The sequence below is a fragment of the Roseibium sp. TrichSKD4 genome, assembly GCF_000148725.1.
In the GTDB taxonomy this organism is placed as follows: Bacteria; Pseudomonadota; Alphaproteobacteria; order Rhizobiales; family Stappiaceae; genus Roseibium.
This window is the reverse complement of record NZ_GL476320.1, coordinates 112496-130203: the sequence shown is the minus strand read 5'-3', so window position 1 is coordinate 130203 and position 17708 is coordinate 112496. Positions and strand designations below refer to the sequence as shown.

At 55.0% G+C, this 17708-nt stretch carries 15 protein-coding genes; 8 read left to right on the top strand and 7 right to left on the bottom strand.

The features are described from left to right. Nucleotides 1-2: 2 nt before the first annotated feature. Nucleotides 3-953, bottom strand: a complete 951-nt coding sequence (locus TRICHSKD4_RS21155) for an EF-hand domain-containing protein (protein WP_009469000.1) — start codon at nt 951-953, stop codon at nt 3-5. Nucleotides 954-1183: 230 nt separating this feature from the next. On the opposite strand from TRICHSKD4_RS21155, the gene TRICHSKD4_RS21150 reads away from it, so the two are divergent. Together TRICHSKD4_RS21150 and TRICHSKD4_RS21145 are read left to right on the top strand one after the other, a co-directional pair. Continuing rightward, a complete protein-coding gene (locus tag TRICHSKD4_RS21150) occupies nt 1184-1912 on the top strand; it encodes a response regulator (RefSeq protein ID WP_009468999.1) in 729 nt (242 codons plus the stop codon). After that, nucleotides 1909-3333, top strand: coding sequence for an ATP-binding protein (locus tag TRICHSKD4_RS21145; protein WP_009468998.1), 1425 nt, complete (start codon nt 1909-1911; stop codon nt 3331-3333). Before TRICHSKD4_RS21150 ends, TRICHSKD4_RS21145 begins: the two co-directional genes overlap by 4 nt. A 312-nt stretch (nt 3334-3645) precedes the next feature. On the opposite strand, the gene TRICHSKD4_RS21140 is transcribed toward TRICHSKD4_RS21145, so the two are convergent. Together TRICHSKD4_RS21140 and TRICHSKD4_RS21135 are read right to left on the bottom strand one after the other, a co-directional pair. Further along, complete coding sequence (locus TRICHSKD4_RS21140; protein ID WP_009468996.1) at nt 3646-3993, bottom strand: antibiotic biosynthesis monooxygenase; 348 nt, start codon at nt 3991-3993, stop codon at nt 3646-3648. A gap of 5 nt (nt 3994-3998) precedes the next feature. Then, complete coding sequence (locus TRICHSKD4_RS21135; protein ID WP_009468995.1) at nt 3999-4316, bottom strand: NIPSNAP family protein; 318 nt, start codon at nt 4314-4316, stop codon at nt 3999-4001. Between the two features lie 76 nt (nt 4317-4392). Here TRICHSKD4_RS21135 and TRICHSKD4_RS21130 point away from each other — a divergent pair, with 76 nt between their 5' ends. Then, nucleotides 4393-5082 carry a helix-turn-helix transcriptional regulator gene (locus tag TRICHSKD4_RS21130; RefSeq protein ID WP_009468994.1) on the top strand — a complete coding sequence of 230 codons (690 nt, stop codon included), beginning with the start codon at nt 4393-4395 and terminating at the stop codon, nt 5080-5082. 573 nt (nt 5083-5655) lie between these two features. On the opposite strand, the gene TRICHSKD4_RS21125 is transcribed toward TRICHSKD4_RS21130, so the two are convergent. Continuing rightward, complete coding sequence (locus TRICHSKD4_RS21125) at nt 5656-7818, bottom strand: malate synthase G (protein WP_009468992.1); 2163 nt, start codon at nt 7816-7818, stop codon at nt 5656-5658. Nucleotides 7819-8074: 256 nt separating this feature from the next. Here TRICHSKD4_RS21125 and TRICHSKD4_RS21120 point away from each other — a divergent pair, with 256 nt between their 5' ends. The 4 genes from TRICHSKD4_RS21120 (at nt 8075) to TRICHSKD4_RS21105 (ending at nt 14157) form a co-directional block, all read left to right on the top strand. Beyond that, the gene (locus TRICHSKD4_RS21120; protein ID WP_009468990.1) at nt 8075-8992 is read left to right on the top strand and encodes a DMT family transporter; all 918 of its coding nucleotides are present in this window, start codon (nt 8075-8077) and stop codon (nt 8990-8992) included. A gap of 133 nt (nt 8993-9125) precedes the next feature. After that, nucleotides 9126-10685: a hypothetical protein gene (locus TRICHSKD4_RS21115; protein WP_009468989.1), complete on the top strand. Its 1560-nt coding sequence runs from the start codon at nt 9126-9128 to the stop codon at nt 10683-10685. A 64-nt stretch (nt 10686-10749) separates the two neighbouring features. Further along, entirely contained in the window at nt 10750-13341 is a 2592-nt protein-coding gene (locus TRICHSKD4_RS21110; RefSeq protein ID WP_009468988.1) for a cation:proton antiporter, read from the top strand. 69 nt (nt 13342-13410) lie between these two features. Further along, nucleotides 13411-14157, top strand: a complete 747-nt coding sequence (locus TRICHSKD4_RS21105) for an SDR family oxidoreductase (protein WP_009468987.1) — start codon at nt 13411-13413, stop codon at nt 14155-14157. Nucleotides 14158-14206: 49 nt separating this feature from the next. Here the strand turns inward: TRICHSKD4_RS21105 and TRICHSKD4_RS21100 are convergent, their stop codons facing one another. The 3 genes from TRICHSKD4_RS21100 to mnmD all read right to left on the bottom strand — a co-directional run bounded on the left by TRICHSKD4_RS21100 (nt 14207) and on the right by mnmD (nt 16280). Beyond that, on the bottom strand, nt 14207-15016 hold the full coding sequence (locus TRICHSKD4_RS21100) for a mechanosensitive ion channel family protein (RefSeq protein ID WP_208993155.1): 810 nt from the start codon (nt 15014-15016) through the stop codon (nt 14207-14209). Nucleotides 15017-15174: 158 nt separating this feature from the next. After that, nucleotides 15175-15483 carry an EthD family reductase gene (locus TRICHSKD4_RS21095; protein WP_009468985.1) on the bottom strand — a complete coding sequence of 103 codons (309 nt, stop codon included), beginning with the start codon at nt 15481-15483 and terminating at the stop codon, nt 15175-15177. A 35-nt stretch (nt 15484-15518) separates the two neighbouring features. Then, on the bottom strand, nt 15519-16280 hold the full coding sequence (gene mnmD, locus TRICHSKD4_RS21090; RefSeq protein WP_009468984.1) for a tRNA (5-methylaminomethyl-2-thiouridine)(34)-methyltransferase MnmD: 762 nt from the start codon (nt 16278-16280) through the stop codon (nt 15519-15521). Nucleotides 16281-16501: 221 nt separating this feature from the next. Between mnmD and TRICHSKD4_RS21085 the strand changes: the two genes are divergently transcribed. Next, nucleotides 16502-17656 carry an FAD-binding oxidoreductase gene (locus tag TRICHSKD4_RS21085; RefSeq protein WP_009468983.1) on the top strand — a complete coding sequence of 385 codons (1155 nt, stop codon included), beginning with the start codon at nt 16502-16504 and terminating at the stop codon, nt 17654-17656. Nucleotides 17657-17708 lie beyond the last annotated feature (52 nt).

The following is a 17708-nucleotide window of genomic DNA, read 5'->3' as shown; positions in this document are numbered from 1 at the left end:
GCTCAGTTGTCGTTGCCCTCGCCGCGGTCATGGCCTTTACCGTGACGACCCCACTTCCACTTGCCGCGCTTCAAGTCCGCCTTGGTGATGACGCCATCATTGTTGCGGTCCATCCGGCTTACAAGATTAGCGGTTTTGGTTTGCTGCTCTTCGGCTGTGACGCCAAGATCGCCGTCAGCATCAAGAGACTGGAACATACGCACCACGCGGTCTTCGTTCAGGGTGGCCCAGATATTGGAAAAGCCTTCCAGATCAAAGCTTCCCGAACCGTTGGTATCTGCGGATGCAAAGAGTTCGCCGCGCACGGTTTCAAACTCTTCACGGGTGACCTTGCCATCGGCGTTCTGATCGAAGGTTGTAAAGAGCATCTTCATCGGGCCACGACCACGACGGCCATGATGTTTGCCGCCGCGCTCGCCACGGTCCTTGTCGGCATGACGCTGCTTTTTGCCCTCGGCACCTTTTTCACCGGCTTCGGCTTTGCGCTTGCCGCGTTCACCGCGCATCTTCAGCTCGATCACGCCGTCGTCGTCGCGATCCATGCGGGAGAAAATACGGTCGGAGAGCTTGTTGAAGTCTTCCTGGCTGACGCTTCCATCTCCATCACGGTCGATCCGTTGGAATGCCTTAATGCGCATTTGATCTGATTTGGCGAGGAACTGGACCTTGAATTCATCCAGAGTGACGATGCCGTTTTGGTCTGCATCGGCTTCTGCAAACAGGCTTGCGGCTTGCGCATCCACTTCTTCCTGAGAGATTGAGCCATCTTCGTTGGCATCGAACCGGTCGAACAATTGTCCGCCGCGTCTGCCGCCACGCATGTGCCAACCGAAGTTGCTACCTTCTCCCCATTGGCTTCCTTCACGCGCAGAAACAGCAACGCTTGCAGTGACCGCTGTGCCGGCAACAGTTGCGGCCAAAAGGGCCAAAGTCATCTTCTTGAACGGTGTCATCCCAATAATCTCCATCGGGTTTGTTAAACAGGCTGCCCCTGCGACACTCTCAAGATAGGTGCGACTTGTGGCAGAACTATCCGCCAAAAAGGGCGGAACTGTCGCCGACTGTCGCGAATCCGCTGCCTGATACATACTGATACAACTTGACCGAAGAACCGGCGCGACTTTCGCGAACACCGACCCAAATTTGGTTTAGAGAAGACTGAAAACGAAAACTGGAGCCCCGTGTGTCTGACCCAAGTCCGCATATTCTTGTTGTCGACGATCACCGCGATATTCGTGAGACACTCGCCCGATATCTGATCAAGAACGGGTTTCGGGCCACGTCCGTTGAAAGCGCGGCGCATGCACGCAAGGCGTTGAAGGCTGCTGTCATCGATCTCGTGGTTCTCGATATCATGATGCCCGGCGAAGACGGGTTGTCACTCTGCCGTCACCTTGTGGCCACCGGTTCCATTCCCGTCATCCTGCTGACGGCAATGGCCGATGACATGGACCGGGTGATCGGACTTGAAATCGGCGCAGATGACTATGTCACCAAGCCGTTCAACCCGCGCGAACTGCTTGCGCGGATCAAGGCTGTGCTCCGCCGAACCAACACCGAACCGAAGGACCGCGATCCTCTGGACCACGAGCTTTTGAGCTTTGAAGGCTGGCAGTTGCATGTGGGCAAGCGCGAGCTTTTTGATGCGGAAGGCGCGCCGGTTCCGCTCTCCAGCGGCGAGTTCCAATTGCTCTGCGCTTTTTTAAAGCGTCCAAAAATGGTTCTGAACCGAGACCAGTTGATGGATTTGACGACGGGACGCATGCCCAACGTTTTTGACCGGTCCATTGACAATCAGGTCTCGCGCCTGCGCAAGAAGATCGAAGTGGATCCAAAGGATCCGAAACTGATCAAGACCGTCTGGGGCGGCGGCTACATGTTCACTGCTGATGTATCGGATCACGCAGCATGAACCGTTCCGTGTTCTCACGTTTCAACTTCAAGCGCTTGGTCCCCCAAAGTCTGGCAACCCAGCTTATTGCCTTGTTGCTGACTGCGGTTCTTTTGTCACAAGTGGTTGGCATCTGGATATTCCATGATGAGCGGCGCGTTGCTCTGATCCAGTTGGCACGGGATAACCTGCTGCAACGCAGTGTCGAAGTTGCCAAGCTTCTGGATGACACACCGCCCATACTTCATGGCCGCATTCTGGAGGCTTCTTCTAGTCGGTTCACAAAGTTCTGGTACTCAGAAACGCCGCTTCTTACCTTTGGTGGTGGCAGCCGAATGGAGCAGCATATTCAGGAAGAGCTGTCGGAGGAGTTTGCCGATGGCCGGGCTGTCCTTTTGCAAATGCGCGAACCGCCACGCCGGGGAGAGCGCCGTCTGTTCAAACAGCCACCACGTGACGAACAGGCCGACAATCGAAAAAAACGGCATCCGGACCGCCTCATAGGGCGGAAAGTGGATCTGGAACTGACCATTCCGCTTAACAACGGTCGGTTTTTGAACCTTGCAACGAGTTATCGACCACCGCCATGGGCGATCCTGCCGCTGCTGTTTCAACTCGGTTTTCTGACTGTGCTCATCGTCTTGATCGTGTTTTTCGCGGTTCGGCGGATTGCCCGCCCGCTGAAAAACCTGGCGGAAGCAGCTGGGCAACTGGGGCGCGGGGAAGACGTGCCCCCGCTCAAAGAGATGGGTCCGCGCGAGGTGCGCAGTGTCACAAGTGCCTTTAACGACATGCAGGCGCGCCTCACCCGCTTTGTGTCTGACCGAACCCGCATGCTGGCAGCCATCAGCCACGACCTTAGAACCCCGATCACATCCCTGCGGCTGCGGGCTGAGTTTATCGAGGATGACGAAAACCGCGAAAAGATCATCCAGACGCTCGATGAAATGGCCGCCATGACGGAAGCAACGCTCACCTTTGCCAAGGAAGAAGCCAGAAAAGAAGAAGGTACCACCATTGATCTTGCGGACCTTCTGGCAGAGTTGGCGGCTGACCAAGTGGTCCTTGGACATGACGTTACCTTTGCCGAGGTTGCGCCGGTGCTGGCGCCGTGTCGCCCCATGGCCTTGAAGCGGGCGCTGCGCAATCTGGTTGAAAATGGCGTGCGCTACGGAGACCGGGTCAAAATCACCCTCGCCTCCGATCAAGGCGAGGCCGTCATTACAATACGGGATGAAGGCCCCGGCATTCCAGAACACCGGCTTGCCGATGTGTTTGAACCCTTCGTACGCCTAGATGACTCCCGAAATGAGGAAACGGGCGGGATCGGCCTCGGCCTGTCCATCGCCCGATCCATCATTCACGCGCAAGGCGGCAGTCTGTCCCTTCAGAACGTTCCGGAAGGTGGACTTGTTGCTATGGTGAGACTGCCTCTGGGTTGATCATGAAGGCGGACTTTGTTTGTGACCTAAAGCAGTCGACCTCTCCGGCTGAATTTGGCAAGCTTCGTCATGCTCATTTCTGGCCTACTGCTGTCCGCTTTAGTTTGTGGCTGTATTTCCTTTAGACATTCCGGACGAGTGCAGCGCGAAGCTGCACGATGATCCGGAATCCAGCACTTCAGAATGAGCGCAACCGAATGCAAAACAATTTTGGTTAGCCACGCTGCGCGTGAATGATGTCTGGATTCCAGATCATCGCTTCACATCCGTTCAGCTTGTCTGGAATGACGTCGAGGCCACTCGCGACCTTATTCACTCGCCATGCACGTCGATGCTGTCGATGGGTGCTTCGTCGCGCTCGCTCATCCCATAGTCCCGCATGATGGTGACAACGCGCAGGCGGTAGTCTTTGAAGAAGCTGGTGCGTCCGGCCACTTGCGCATTGCGATGCTCGGTCAGCTGACGCCATTCGTTCAAAGCCGCTTCATCTCGAAAGAAAGACAAAGACAGGAGTTTGTCCGGATTGGTCAGGCTCTGGAAGCGTTCCACAGAGATGAAGCCGTCAATCTGTTCGACGAGTGGCCGCATTTTTGCGGCCATCTCCAGATAGGCTTGCTTCTTGTCGCCATGCGGCTCCACCTCAAAAATCACACCGATCATGCGCTTCAACTCCCTTCACCTTTTGAGGCCAACTTCAGAAATGTTCGATCCTCCCGCAAGAGGAACTTTTCTTTCTGGGCAAAGAGATAGTTTTCGCGGCCCAGCGGATCTTCCATCAGGCGTTTGCGATAGGCTTCGTACTCGGCAAGGCTTTCCACATTGTAGACCCCATAGGCCAGCGTGCTGGAGCCTTCATGCGGAGCATAGTAGCCAATCAGGTCTGCGCCGCAGCGCGGGATGGCGACACCCCAGTTGCGTGCATATTCCTCAAAAGCGGTCTTTTTGGTCGGGTCAATGTGATAGCGGATAAAGCAGGTGATCATCGCGTGCACTCCCGTGTTTGGTGTGCCAGCCTTGTGCCATCTTGCTGAACGCAAATGCTTCGACTAGGATCGAAGTATGAAAGAAGGACCGGATATTGCCAAGATTGGCGCGCTGATTGGCGATCCTGCACGGGCGAACATGCTGACTGCCCTCATGAGCGGCAAGGCTTTGACCGTTTCCGAGCTAGCGCAGGAGGCAGGGGTCGGCCTATCAACCGCCAGCTCTCACTTGACCAAGTTGCAAGATGGAGGGTTGCTCAGCCAAGCCAAACAGGGGCGGCACCGATATTTCACCTTGGCGGGACCGGAGGTGGGCGAGGTACTAGAAGCATTGATGGGCCTTGCCGCGCATCAGGGGCATTTGCGCACCCGCACCGGGCCGAAAGACCCAGCTTTAAGAGCGGCCCGCGTCTGCTATGACCATCTCGCCGGTGACATGGCAGTTCGCATATTCGACAGCCTGTCACAGCGAGATTTTGTTTCCCTTGATGCTGAGACAAGCCAAATAGCGCTCACCCGCGATGGCGAAGCCTTTGTCGAAAGGCTGAGGATTGACCTTCACCCACTCAAGAAGGGCCGACGACCGGTTTGCCTCACCTGTCTGGATTGGAGCGAGCGGCGCAATCATTTGGCTGGCGCGCTCGGTGCGGCTCTCCTGACCCGTTTTCAGGACCTCGGCTGGGCCCGGCGAGAAAAAGCCAGCCGGATCGTTCATATCTCGCCTGTCGGACAGCAAGAGCTCTTGAAGGTCTTTCCCATCGTCTGACGATAACATTCCCCCAAAAAAACAACAGGCCCGGCAAAATGCCGAGCCTGATTGTATCTGAAAAATTGACTGAGCCGGGTTAGCGGCGCCGCCAGAAGGGGCGTGCAAGTGGCCCGGTGTCTGAGACTGGCTGGGCTTCAGATTTCAGGCGGTAAAACCGGGATGAAAACCAGGGAAGCCTGTTAGGGTGATAGTCGAGACCGCGCTTCACCAGGAAGCATTGTGCCGTGTGTAAGTTCATTGCTTGGCCTTTCTTTCTGATTGTTGTTGACCTAACGCAACAAAAATAAGCGCACAAAGTGCACATTGCAAGCGCAATTTTTGCGCCTTTTAAATAGTGTCCATATTCATCGGCAGTATTCACATGTAATTTTCATCAATTATGACAGTGAGTTAATACTCAAGGCGACGCTCATCACGCAACAACACACCGCCTCACTGAGGCATGTGCCTTAGCGTATACCCTTCAAAAGCATGGGACTTTCAGGAAGAAGACTTCCTTCAAAACGAAAATCGCAAACAAAAGGCGCAAGCTCTCGCCCGCGCCTCTCGTTTAAATGTGAAATTTTTTTGTCAGGCGGCGTTTTTCGCCTTGAACTCGGCCCGACGGCGATGAAGGACCGGCTCGGTGTAGCCGCTCGGCTGCTTAGTGCCTTCAAACACCAGCTCACAAGCAGCCTGAAAAGCCACGGAGGCATCATAGTCTGCCGCCATCGGACGATAGAGCGGATCGCCTTCGTTCTGGCCGTCGACGACCTTGGCCATCCGCTTCATGGTTTCCATCACCTGCTCACGGCTGGCAACGCCATGGTGCAGCCAATTGGCAATGTGCTGGGCAGAAATGCGCAAGGTGGCGCGGTCTTCCATCAGGCCAACATTGTTGATGTCCGGCACCTTGGAACAGCCAATCCCTTGCTCGACCCAACGCACGACATAGCCAAGGATACCTTGCGCATTGTTGTCGAGCTCGGCCTGAATGTCTTCCGGAGCCCAGTTCGGACGTTCGGCGACCGGAATGGACAAGATGTCTTCCAGCTTCGCAGCTTCCCGGGATTTTAGCTCGGCCTGACGGTCGGCGACACTGACCTTGTGATAGTGCATGGCATGCAGAGTTGCAGCGGTTGGAGACGGAACCCAAGCCGTGTTGGCACCTGACATCGGTTGGCCGATCTTTTGCTCCAGCATGGCATTCATGAGGTCCGGCATCGCCCACATGCCCTTGCCGATTTGCGCATGCCCCGGCAGACCGCAGGCGAGACCGACATCTACATTGTTGTTTTCATAAGCAGCGATCCACGTGGCGGCCTTCATGTCGCCCTTGCGGATCATCGGACCTGCTTCCATGGAGGTGTGCATTTCATCGCCGGTGCGGTCCAGGAAGCCCGTGTTGATGAAGAACACCCGATCCTTGGCAGCACGGATACACTCTTTCAGGTTCACCGTGGTGCGGCGTTCCTCATCCATAATGCCCATCTTGAGCGTGTTGCGCGCCATGCCCAGCGCATCCTCAACGCGGTCGAACAGTTCAACCGCAAAGGCAACTTCTTCCGGCCCGTGCATCTTCGGCTTCACGATATAGACGGAGCCTGCGCGGCTGTTTTTGCGGGCCCCATTTGCGCCAATATCGTGCAGGGCGATCAGCGAGGTGATCATGCCGTCGAGAATACCTTCCGGCACTTCCTCGCCATTCTTGTCCAGTACCGCGTCGATGGTCATCAGGTGGCCGACATTGCGCACCAGCAGGAGCGAGCGCCCGTGAAGCGTCACTTCTGATCCGTCTGGACCGGTGTATACCCGGTCTCCGTTCATCCGACGTGTGACTGTCTTGCCACCCTTTTCAAAGGACTCTTCCAAGTCGCCCTTCATCAGGCCAAGCCAGTTGGAATAGATCACGACCTTGTCTTCAGCATCAACGGCGGCGACCGAGTCTTCGCAGTCCATGATCGTGGACATGGCCGATTCCAGCACAACATCTGCGATATGTGCCGTGTCGGTCTTGCCAATCGGATGATCAGAATTGATGACCACGTCCATATGGAGGCCATTTTTACGCAACAGCAGATTGGTCGGCGCGGATGCGTCACCGCTGAACCCAGCAAACTGCGCGGCATCAGAGAGACCAGTTGTGCCGTTTGCCGTTTTCACGACCAAGGCCCCGCCCTCTTCGGCAAAACCGGTCGCGTCAGCCCATGAACCGCTGGCCAATGGAGCTGAATCATCCAGAAGCTTGCGGGCATGGGCGATGACTTCCGCACCGCGAGTTTCATCATATCCGCCTGCCTGTGGCTTGGAGCCCATGGCATCCGTGCCGTAAAGCGCATCATAGAGAGAGCCCCAGCGCGCGTTAGCTGCGTTTAGCGCGTAACGGGCGTTCATCACCGGCACCACGAGCTGGGCACCTGCAACTTCGCCTATTTCCGGATCGACATTGGCAGTGCCAACATGAAAGTTGTCACCTTCCGGCACCAGATAGCCGATTTCGCTGAGGAACGCCCTGTAGGCCGCCATGTCCGGAGACCCCGGATTGGCCTTGTGCCAGGCATTGATCTGCTTTTGCAAAGACGCCCGCTTTTCGAGAAGCGCGCGGTTTTTCGGGCCGAGTTCATGCACAAGATCAGACAAAGACGCCCAGAACTTGTCCTGATCCACACCTGTTCCCGGCAATGCCTTTTGATTGACGAAATCATACAGCTCGCTGGCAACCTGCAGTCCGTGAATATCGACGCGATCCGTCATGGAATTCATCCTCATCCAGTGATTAAAACTTGGAACCAATGCCAATTCTGACCAGTGTTGTGTGCCTTTCGCCTTGATGGGTCAATGCGGCTAAGACCACAATGACTTTTTCCAAAAACGAAATAATCAAACTCATCTTTATCTTTTCTAGTAAGTTGCGTTTATCGGAAAGTCTCCTTGCCTCAGCAGCGAAACTGCGCCATGTCGGATAAATCGAACTCCCGATGATCTTTCACCCGCCTGACAAGAGGCACACATGTCCAGCACTTCCATCGGTCTGGGTGGCCGTCTTTACGGCAACGCCATCCTGCTGTTGATCCTCACAACCCTGTTTTGGGCGGGCAATGCTGTGGCTGGGCGCCTGGCAATCGGCGAAGTGTCACCGATGGTGATCGTCACCTTGCGTTGGTGGATTGTTGCCGTGGTGATGGGGCTGTTTCTGTGGCCGCGCATTCGGGCCGAATGGCCAATGATGAAGCCCTATTTCGGGCGCATGATCCTGATGGCAGGCTTTGGGTTTATTGCGTTCAACTCGCTGTTTTACATCGCCGCCTATACGACGACAGCCGTGAATATCGGCATTATCCAAGGCTCCGTCCCGATATTTGTGCTGATTGGCGCGATGTTGTTTTTCCAAACACGCACCACGCTTGCTCAAGTGATCGGTATTTTCATTACGTTGGTCGGTGTTGCGCTTGTCGCCTCGAAGGGCAATCTGGAAATCCTGCTGTCTCTTTCCGTCAATCCGGGAGACGGCATCATGCTTTTGGCCTGTCTGCTTTATTCGGGCTACACGCTGGCATTGCGCCAACGTCCGCAGGTGTCAGGACTGGTGTTTTTTGCCGTGCTGTCCATGATCGCAGCCGTCACCTCCCTACCCGCGCTCTGGTTTGAAATCGCGACAAACACAGCTCAATGGCCAACCTTCAACGGCTGGATGGTCGTGCTTTACATTTCGTTGTTTCCGTCATGCCTTGCGCAAATCTTCTTCATGCGCGGTGTTGAGTTGATCGGACCAGCGCGCGCTGGTGTATTTGTCAATTTGGTCCCCATCTTTGCGCCAATTCTCGCCGTTCTGGTCCTTGGCGAACCATTCCGCTGGCACCACGGAGTTGCTCTGGCACTGGTTCTTGGCGGGATCTACTTGTCGGAGCGCAAGGGCTCTAAGAGCTGATATTCTAGCCCTACGACATTTTCACAATTTTTCTTCGCACCTTCCAACAAGGCAGTGTTGACATTGATGATTTTCATGATGACCTTACGTCACACTTGAACGTCTTCATTTTGCTTATTGCGAAAGCACTCCAATGTCTTTGTTTTCATTCAAAAAAGCGCTCATCGCAGCGCTGTGCGTCCTGTGTCTTTCGGTTTCAAATCTGCCTGCCAGTGCGGGGCTTTTGTCCAAATTGGCAAGAGAAGGCGCTGATGCTGCTGGGAGCGTTGGAAAGAAGTTCGATGCGCCAACACCCAGCCTTGATGATGGCATCTGGTTCGCGAAAAAACTCCCTACCAAAGAAGGTGCGGCAAGCCTTGCGCTTCTACCGGGTGAAAATGGGACCTGGCGGATAATCACCGAAACCGGTCAGGAAGTCCCGCTGTCTTCCCTTGATGACGTATCTGATGCGGCGGAGAGCGTTTCGTCTAGAACCTTCAAGGGCTTGGCTGGAGATGCTCCCACGATCAAGAAAATGAAGGGCGCACAGATCGCCATCCGTGAGACGGACTTCTTCAAGCTTCGCGACGAAATGGGCGTTTTGCCGAAAAACCTCGACCTTCAGATGGTGCGTGAGTCCGGGAAGACATTGCCGCTCAAGCAGGTTCATGCGGGCAACCGCTCCAGATTGGTGATCGAGTTGGACAAGGACGTGCTGTTTAACCCTGCTTCTTTGAAAGCGCTGGATGCCAACCTCAAGTTCCTCAATACCAAGGTCAACAAGGCCGATCTGAAGATCGCCCGGTTTGACAGCAGCCGACAGGCAAAAGAGCAGGCCGCCCGCCAGGCAGTAAACGACCCAAACTCCATTCTCGACCCGAATTTGCTGGAGTCCAGTTTGGCAAAATACAAGAACCGGACGCTGATGGTTGGCGGCAAGGTTACGACTGACCCCACCACCGGCAAACGAACCTTGAGCGTGAAGGACGGCAACCGGACGGTGGACCTAGACCTAACTGCACTCAACTCCTCCGCCTCGCGTCAACGGGTCAACCTGATGGTTGTCGACACCGGCTCGACCGTTCAACCCGGACAGATACTTTTTTCAAAGACCAAGCTCGAAAAGCGTTTTGAAGAAGCCCAGAAAGCCTTTACGCAGGCCGATCTGATGAAGGCTGTAACACCCCCCAATTCCCGAACGGTCATTAATGCGACTGAGGATACGCGCACCCGCATCTCCATGACCTTGCACAATTCTGCCCGCGCGCAGTCAGGCGATCTGGCCCAAACGGCTCCGGGGTCTGATTACACAACGGCGGGGTGGCTCTTGGAAGCAGGACTGCGCTTTGGGGCAAACCGCGTTGAAATCAACGCTGAAGACCCGGACCATACAGAGGAAGTGAAAAGCCGCTGGATTCCGTGGTTCAAGAACATCGACATCATCGTCGCAGGGCTTTTCACAGTTGTTTTCATCTTTGTCTCGACGAAAACCTGGGGCTGGTGGACAGCGCTTTGGAGGCTCGTGGGCCGGAAAGCCAAGGATGATGAGGATTTCTCGAAAGGCTTACGGTGGACCCGCGCTGTCACCTTCGTTCCCTTCGCTGCCATCATGTTCATGCCGGGAATGATCTGGGTGGCCATCGTTTCTCAGGTCTCGTTCCTGACCTGGCCGTTCCGGAAACTATTTGGCAAAAGTGCCAATGCAGCGACTTGAGCCGCTTTCTGCACAGTTACGCCTAAAAGACGAAAGTTTTTCAGCAAGATAACTTGGAATTGCCATGCGCAGAGGGCACCATGCGCGCATGGAAACACCAATTGTTGTCGGCGCCTTTGCGCTCTTGCTTATTACCATTTCTCTGCTGCAACCGCTGGCGCGGCGGCTGGGGCTCGCGCCCAGCGTGCTGCTTGCCATGGTTGGCACACTCATCGGAATAGCAGCCACCTATCTGCTCTATACGCCGCAGACAGATGCGTTCAACGAGATCGCCAATGTCTTTGTAAACCTGCCGCTCGATTCAGAGAAAATCCTCTACATTTTTCTGCCAATCCTTCTGTTTCAAACGTCTTTGACCCTCGATTTTCGGCGGATCATGGAGGATATCGGCCCCATTCTTGTGATGGCGGTGATTGCCGTTTTGGCGGCAACGGCCTTTATAGGTTTTGCGCTTTACCCGCTGGCGGGCTTTTCGCTGGTGACGTGCTTGCTTCTTGGTGCCATCGTCGCCACCACCGACCCGGTCGCGGTCGTTGCCATTTTCCGTGACATTGGCGCGCCTGCCCGTTTGGGGCGGATTGTTGAAGGTGAAAGCCTTTTGAACGATGCAGCAGCCATCGTTATCTTCGTGATCCTGCTCGGCATCTTGACCGGACAAGCCGAGCCGGATGCGCTTCAGGCAGCCGTTGCGTTTGGTCGATCTTTCATCGGCGGGCTGATTGTCGGTGTCGCCGTTGCCCGGCTCTTTGTGCTGCTCTTGCCGCTTTTACGCGATCTCCCCCTTGCGCAAGTGACACTAAGCCTCGCCCTGCCCTACGCGATTTATGTGGTCAGTGACCAGTTTGCAGATGTGTCTGCGGTGGTTGCTGTTGTGGCCGCAGGCATCGTGTTCAACCTCTACGGCCCGTCCCGCATTTCCCCGCAACACTGGACCTTTCTCAACAATGTCTGGGAGCAGATCGCCTTTTGGGCCTCATCCCTGATCTTCGTTCTGGCCTCCATCCTCATCCCGCGGCTGGTTGCCGGTTTCTCGCTTTTGGATGTTTTACTGCTGGCCGTTGTTATTGTTGCAGCGCTTGCCTCCCGCGCACTGGTCATTTTTGGCCTCTTGCCCGCGCTGTCCCTATTTGATCCCAAACGCGAAGTGAGCACCAAATTCAAAACGGTGATTTTGTGGGGTGGCATGCGTGGAGCCATCACATTGACACTAGCGTTGAGCGTTGCCGAACACCCTGGGCTCCCGGATGACGTTTCAAGTTTTGTGACCAAGCTGGCAACCGGATTTGTGCTCTTCACCCTGTTGGTCTACGGCACCAGCTTAAAGACCCTTATTCGCATCCTTGGGCTCGACCGGCTGAATGCCCGCGATCAGGCGCTGCGCAGTCAATATCTTGCGCTGGCTCTGTCAGATGTGCGCCAGGGCGTGACAGAGGCTGCTCAAGACTACCAGATCGACCCGAGCGTCTCAGCTCCGATTATTGAGAATTACGGCGAACGCGCCGAAACAGCGCTTGAAGCTGCCAGCAAATCGAAAGATCTGGCGGACAAGGACCGCGTGATTCTGGGACTGATTGCGCTGGCGGACAAAGAGCGCCAACTGGTGCTCAATCACTTTAATGAAAAGACGCTATCCAATCGTACGGTCAGCATGCATTTGGCGCTGGCTGGACGGATTGGCGACCAGACGCGTCAAGCTGGCCGCGCGGGTTACAACAGGGCCGCGCGAGAACCATTGCAATTCAGCTGGCGTTTCCGCATTGCCCAAATCCTGCAACGCAGGTTCAAACTGGACAGACCTCTGGCCACGTTGCTCTCAGATCGTCTGGAGTTTCTGCTGGTCTGCCGGATCGTTTCTCGTGAGCTGGTTGCCTTTAACCGTAGCCGGATCAGACCCTTGGTTGGACCGCGTGTCGGCGACATCTTGCACGAGACGCTTGCGGCGCGGCGCGGTGAGATACTCAAGGCAATTGAGGCAATCCGGTTGCAGTACCCCGACTATGCCGATTCGCAAGAAGAACTGTTCTTGCGTCGCACCGGTCTGCGGCTGGAAGAAGCAAGCTTTGCCGATGCCCATTCAAGTTCTTTGATCGGCGCTGAACTCTACAACGATCTTTTGCGAGAAACCTCTCGTGTGCGCCATGAGACGATGACACGATCAGAACTCGATTTGCGCATGAAAACCGAGGAACTTTTGTCCCAACATGCTCTTTTTTCCGAGCTTTCAGAAGAGCGCCGGAAAGACATTGCCCGCATGATGCGGCCGCGTTTTGCCATACCCGGCGACAGGCTGATCCGAAAAGGCGACAAGGGCGATAAGGCGTTTTTCATTGCTTCTGGCGCGGTCGAAGTTCAGACGGAAACCAACGTCCTGCGTCTTGGACGCGGTGATATCTTTGGCGAAATTGCACTTGTCACCGGGCAACCACGGAGCGCTGACGTGATCGCGCTCGGTTACTGCCAACTGCTGATGCTCAGTGCAGCTGACTTCCGTGCCCTTATGGACCGCGCTCCCGATCTAAAAGAACATGTGGATCAGCTTTCCCAAAAGCGCATTTATATGAACGCGGCCCCACCGCAAGATATGCCTCCTCCAGGCGGCAATGACGGCGAAAAGGAAACAAGTGCTGCAAAAACGACCGAGGCGAACCAAAGCTGACCAAGGCTGTCTTGTGCATCCAGCATTCGTCAGGAACTCTGGCGTGAGATCAGAAAATGGGAGGATGCCATGACACTGGCGAACAAGGTGGTACTTGTCACCGGAGCGAGTTCCGGGATCGGGCGCGCAACGGCTCAGGCGTTTTTGAGAGAAGGTGCGAACGTTGTCCTGACCGGTCGCAGGGAAGCCCGCTTGCTCGAAGCTGCTGCGGGCAGCGAAAATGCCTTGTGTGTGCCATGCGACGTGTCCCAGGCAGATCAAGTCGATGCGCTTTTTGAGAAAATCGACACCCGCTTTGGCCGTCTGGATGTGGTCTTCAACAATGCCGGCAACAACGTTGCGGCTGCGCCGATTGACGAGATCCCGGTTGAGGACTGGCTAACCGTTTTGAATGTAAATCTTCATGGCGCCTTTTTGATTGCCCGTGGGGCTTTCGCGATGATGCGCCGCCAGTCGCCGAAGGGCGGGCGGATCATCAACAACGGCTCTATCTCAGCAAGCGTTCCGCGCCCCGGCTCTGTGCCCTACACGACTACAAAACACGCCATTACCGGCCTCACGAAAACTCTGTCTCTCGATGGACGCGCTTTCGATATTGCCTGCGGTCAGATTGATATCGGCAATGCCGCATCGGAAATGACGGCAGATTTTGAAAACGGCAAACCACAGGCAAATGGCACGGTGATGCCGGAACCCGTGATGGATGTTGAGCATGTTGCAGATGCGGTTTTGAACATGGCGCGCCTGCCGCTCTCCGCCAATGTTCAGTTCATGACCATCATGGCCACCAAGATGCCGCTGATAGGCCGCGGGTAAGAAAAAGGGCGGGGAATTCCCCGCCCAATTTGCGTGAAGCCGGGCCGATTTATTTCGGCACAGACATGATGTGCGGATAAGGAATGTTGATGCCGTTCTTGTCGAACGAAGCTTTGACTTCTTTGAGCATGTGGAACTTGAGTTCCCAATAATCGCCAGCATCGCACCACAAGCGCACGCCGAGGTCCACTGAGGAATCCCCAAGATTGGTGACACGAACCCACGGCTCAGGATCAGAATGAACACGGCTGTCTGCTTTCGCAGTTTCCAGAATTAGCTGAATTGCCTTGTCGGCATCATCGCCATAATCAATGCCAAAGGTCAGATCGAGACGACGGGTGTCATGGGCCGAGAAGTTTGTGACAACCGAGCCCCATGCCTTGCCATTCGGCATGATGATCTGGACATTGTCCGGTGTAACCAGTTCCGTAATGAAAAGGTTGAGGTCCTTGACGGTGCCTGAGGTTCCACCAATATCGACAAACTGACCCAGCTTGTACGGGCGGAAGATGATCAGCATCACGCCTGCGGCGATGTCACTCAACGTACCTTGCAGCGCCAAGCCAATGGCCAGCGTGGCTGCGCCGAGCACCGCAACAAGGCTGGTGGCCGCAATGCCAAACATTTGAAGCACAGCGATGAAGGTGACCAACAGGACAAGCCACTTGACGATTGAGGCAACGAAATTGCCGATCGTGTCGTCAATCTTCGGGTGGCTGACCACCCGCTTGCGCACAAGCGAAGACAGGAAACCGGCCAAAAACCAGCCGATAATTAGAACTACAAGCGCTTTTACGGCATTAATGACAACAGGCCCGTATGCGCCTGCATATTCCATCGGCATATCCATCAGTGACATACTCCCCAATTAAACTTTGTTCCGCCAACGTCACTGTATAATTTTTGCATTGCAAATAAGAAAGAGATTTCTTGGCCTTGTTTTCACACCTCTTTCTTCCTCTTACGGCAAGGTACAACCCCGAGGTCGGGGGACAGATTGACGACTTAATTCGTTGCTCAACCGACCACGTCACCGATCAACACTTCCGGCTGTACATCTGTGTAATTCGGAATATCAGCCAGCACCGGCCCGGCAGCTTTCATCGCTTCTTCAAGTGATGCCTGATCCTTGAACACGGCAGTTGCAATCGCATGAAATTTCGCAGGAGTGCCTCTGGCACCAGCAACACCCTTAACAACCACAGTTGAAAGGATCCCAGCACCCATGTGTTGGTGCATCAAAGGTATATGCGTATTCTCGTAGTAATCATGATCAAACCGGCTCCCCTCGGTTGCCTGATAAATGACTTGTAGCGAAACGGTCATGTCTGCCTTCCTATTTGCTATTCGTTAGGGTCGACTTACTCTGCGCGATTGGTCCCGGTCACCATTTCCCGCTTTCCGGCAAAACCTTTGGTTTTTTTGACATCAAAACCCGCTGCTTGCAGGTTTCTGCGCACCCACCCTGCTGAGGTGTAGGTTGCGAGTGTCCCGTCCTTCGCGGTCAGTTGCCGCGCTTTTGCAAGAAGATCAGCCTCCCACAGTTGTGGGTTCTTGGACGGGCTGAACCCGTCGAAATACCAGGCATCAATTAGGGGAAGGGTCAATCGGGTTCTGTTGGCCCGGCAGCTAAGCGCCTCCCCATCTACCTCAATTTGATCAATCAGGTCCCGCGCGTCGCCAATTCCCAGCACAAGCGTGATGTTTTCAAATTGCAGGGTGTTCCATCCGGGCTTAGGGGCCCATAATTGCAACAGATTTTGCGCACCGTCCTGCACTTCGGGAAAAGCAGACAAGGCGCGTTGCAACTGTTCTTTGGTCATCGGGAAGAGTTCAAACGACAAAAATGTGAGATGACCGGCAGCCCCGCTATCGCGAAACACTCTCTCGGTTGTCAGAAAATTGAGGCCAGTGCCAAATCCGAACTCTGCAATGGCAAACTGTTCGCGCCCGGCCCATCTCTCAGGAAGGCTGTTGCCACCCAAAAACACATATCTGGTTTCGGCAAGACCGCCTGCCTTGGAAAAATAAGTATCGTCAAAGTGCGGCGCACGGGGAACATCGTTTTCCAGCCATTCCAAATCAGGTGCCTGTTGGCCGGTGTTTTCCCCTGAACGCTTCATGCCTGAGGGCTGCGTTTTGTCACACACCTCACATCCACCTCTCGCCTAGAGCATCGGGCATTTTGTTTAAAACGCCCAAAGATGCCCGATGTTAGGAATGTGATCAGCTTTGAGCGAAAAATCTATTCAGATTTATCGCACGCTGATCTGTGCTATGGACCAGCGCATAACGCATTAATTCCCTCGTGACCACAAGCGGACAGCTCTTGAATTCCATTGCCATGTCTCTTTCATTTGATCTTGTTGTCGTTGGCGGCGGCATCTTCGGCCTGACAACGGCCTACACTGCCCTGAAGTCCGGCATGACAGTTGCCCTTATCGAGGAGCGGGAAGTCGCGGCTGGGGCAAGCGGCGGCCTTTTGGGGGCCTTGATGCCGCATATGCCAGCGCGCTGGAACCCAAAGAAAGAGTTTCAGTTTCAATCGCTTCTTCAGCTTGAAGCCCACGCGAGAGTGCTGGAGGACGAAACAGGCCTTCCCACTGGCTACAAGCGGTGTGGCCGCATTCTGCCGCTGACCAGCGAAGACAAGCTGCACCACCATATTGAACGTGCAGAAGAGAGCCTGACACGCTGGCATCCGCAAGAGACCGGGTTTTCCTATGAGGTGGAGCCAGAGGGAAGTCGGGCAGATTGGCTCGCGCCGGGGTCTGCCCCCTTTGGTCTGGTCTATGAAACCCTTGCTGCCCGCATCAGCCCTCGTGCCTACACAACAGCTCTTGCCGCTTATATTCGCTCCAACGGAACTTTGATGGAAGGAGCGCGTTTCCTCGGCTTTGATGAGAAAACCGGTGTTGTCACCCTTGAAGGCGCGCCACCCTCAATCAAGGCAGACAGGATCGTCATTGCCAACGGCTATTGGGGGTATGACACGATCTCAGAAATGACGGGCCAATCAATTGGGCGCGGTGAAAAGGGGCAGGCAATCCTTTTGGAAGGAAAAGGATTGGAAGACCTTCCTGCCATTTATTGTGATGGGCTTTATGTGGTTCCGCATGAAGACGGAACTGTCGCAATCGGCAGCACTTCAGACCGGGTCTTTGAAAACGCTGACGTTGACCCCGCACGCACAGAAGAGCTTCTGTTTCGGGCCAGCGCGTTCTGTCCCCGTCTGATAGACCGAGAGGTGCTCACCAGTTGGGCAGGCATTCGCCCCCGTTGTAACAAACGCGACCCCATGATTGGCCTATTGCCGGAGCGAGCAAAGACCTATGCAGCGGTGGGCGGGTTCAAGATTTCATTCGGCATTGCTCATCTCGTCGCAAAGGCGCTGGTTGCTGAATTGGCGGGGAAAGAACCAGAGCATGGTCTGCCGGAGACCTTCAGGCCGACGCATCACTTCGGGCATAATCTTCTGGCCCATGATCAACTGAGCTGAATTTGGCAACAAAAAACCCCGGCAGCACCACTCCGGGGCGAATATCAGACTT

What these genes read in the sequence shown, in the direction of transcription:
- TRICHSKD4_RS21085 (WP_009468983.1), top strand. Translation starts at nt 16,502, where the DNA reads ATGTCTCTTTCATTTGATCTTGTTGTCGTTGGCGGCGGCATCTTCGGC.
- mnmD (WP_009468984.1), bottom strand. Translation starts at nt 16,280, where the DNA reads ATGAAGCGTTCAGGGGAAAACACCGGCCAACAGGCACCTGATTTGGAA.
- TRICHSKD4_RS21140 (WP_009468996.1), bottom strand. Translation starts at nt 3,993, where the DNA reads ATGATCGGTGTGATTTTTGAGGTGGAGCCGCATGGCGACAAGAAGCAA.
- TRICHSKD4_RS21135 (WP_009468995.1), bottom strand. Translation starts at nt 4,316, where the DNA reads ATGATCACCTGCTTTATCCGCTATCACATTGACCCGACCAAAAAGACC.
- TRICHSKD4_RS21115 (WP_009468989.1), top strand. Translation starts at nt 9,126, where the DNA reads ATGTCTTTGTTTTCATTCAAAAAAGCGCTCATCGCAGCGCTGTGCGTC.
- TRICHSKD4_RS21100 (WP_208993155.1), bottom strand. Translation starts at nt 15,016, where the DNA reads ATGTCACTGATGGATATGCCGATGGAATATGCAGGCGCATACGGGCCT.
- TRICHSKD4_RS21095 (WP_009468985.1), bottom strand. Translation starts at nt 15,483, where the DNA reads ATGACCGTTTCGCTACAAGTCATTTATCAGGCAACCGAGGGGAGCCGG.
- TRICHSKD4_RS21110 (WP_009468988.1), top strand. Translation starts at nt 10,750, where the DNA reads ATGCGCAGAGGGCACCATGCGCGCATGGAAACACCAATTGTTGTCGGC.
- TRICHSKD4_RS21155 (WP_009469000.1), bottom strand. Translation starts at nt 953, where the DNA reads ATGACACCGTTCAAGAAGATGACTTTGGCCCTTTTGGCCGCAACTGTT.
- TRICHSKD4_RS21105 (WP_009468987.1), top strand. Translation starts at nt 13,411, where the DNA reads ATGACACTGGCGAACAAGGTGGTACTTGTCACCGGAGCGAGTTCCGGG.
- TRICHSKD4_RS21130 (WP_009468994.1), top strand. Translation starts at nt 4,393, where the DNA reads ATGAAAGAAGGACCGGATATTGCCAAGATTGGCGCGCTGATTGGCGAT.
- TRICHSKD4_RS21145 (WP_009468998.1), top strand. Translation starts at nt 1,909, where the DNA reads ATGAACCGTTCCGTGTTCTCACGTTTCAACTTCAAGCGCTTGGTCCCC.
- TRICHSKD4_RS21120 (WP_009468990.1), top strand. Translation starts at nt 8,075, where the DNA reads ATGTCCAGCACTTCCATCGGTCTGGGTGGCCGTCTTTACGGCAACGCC.
- TRICHSKD4_RS21125 (WP_009468992.1), bottom strand. Translation starts at nt 7,818, where the DNA reads ATGACGGATCGCGTCGATATTCACGGACTGCAGGTTGCCAGCGAGCTG.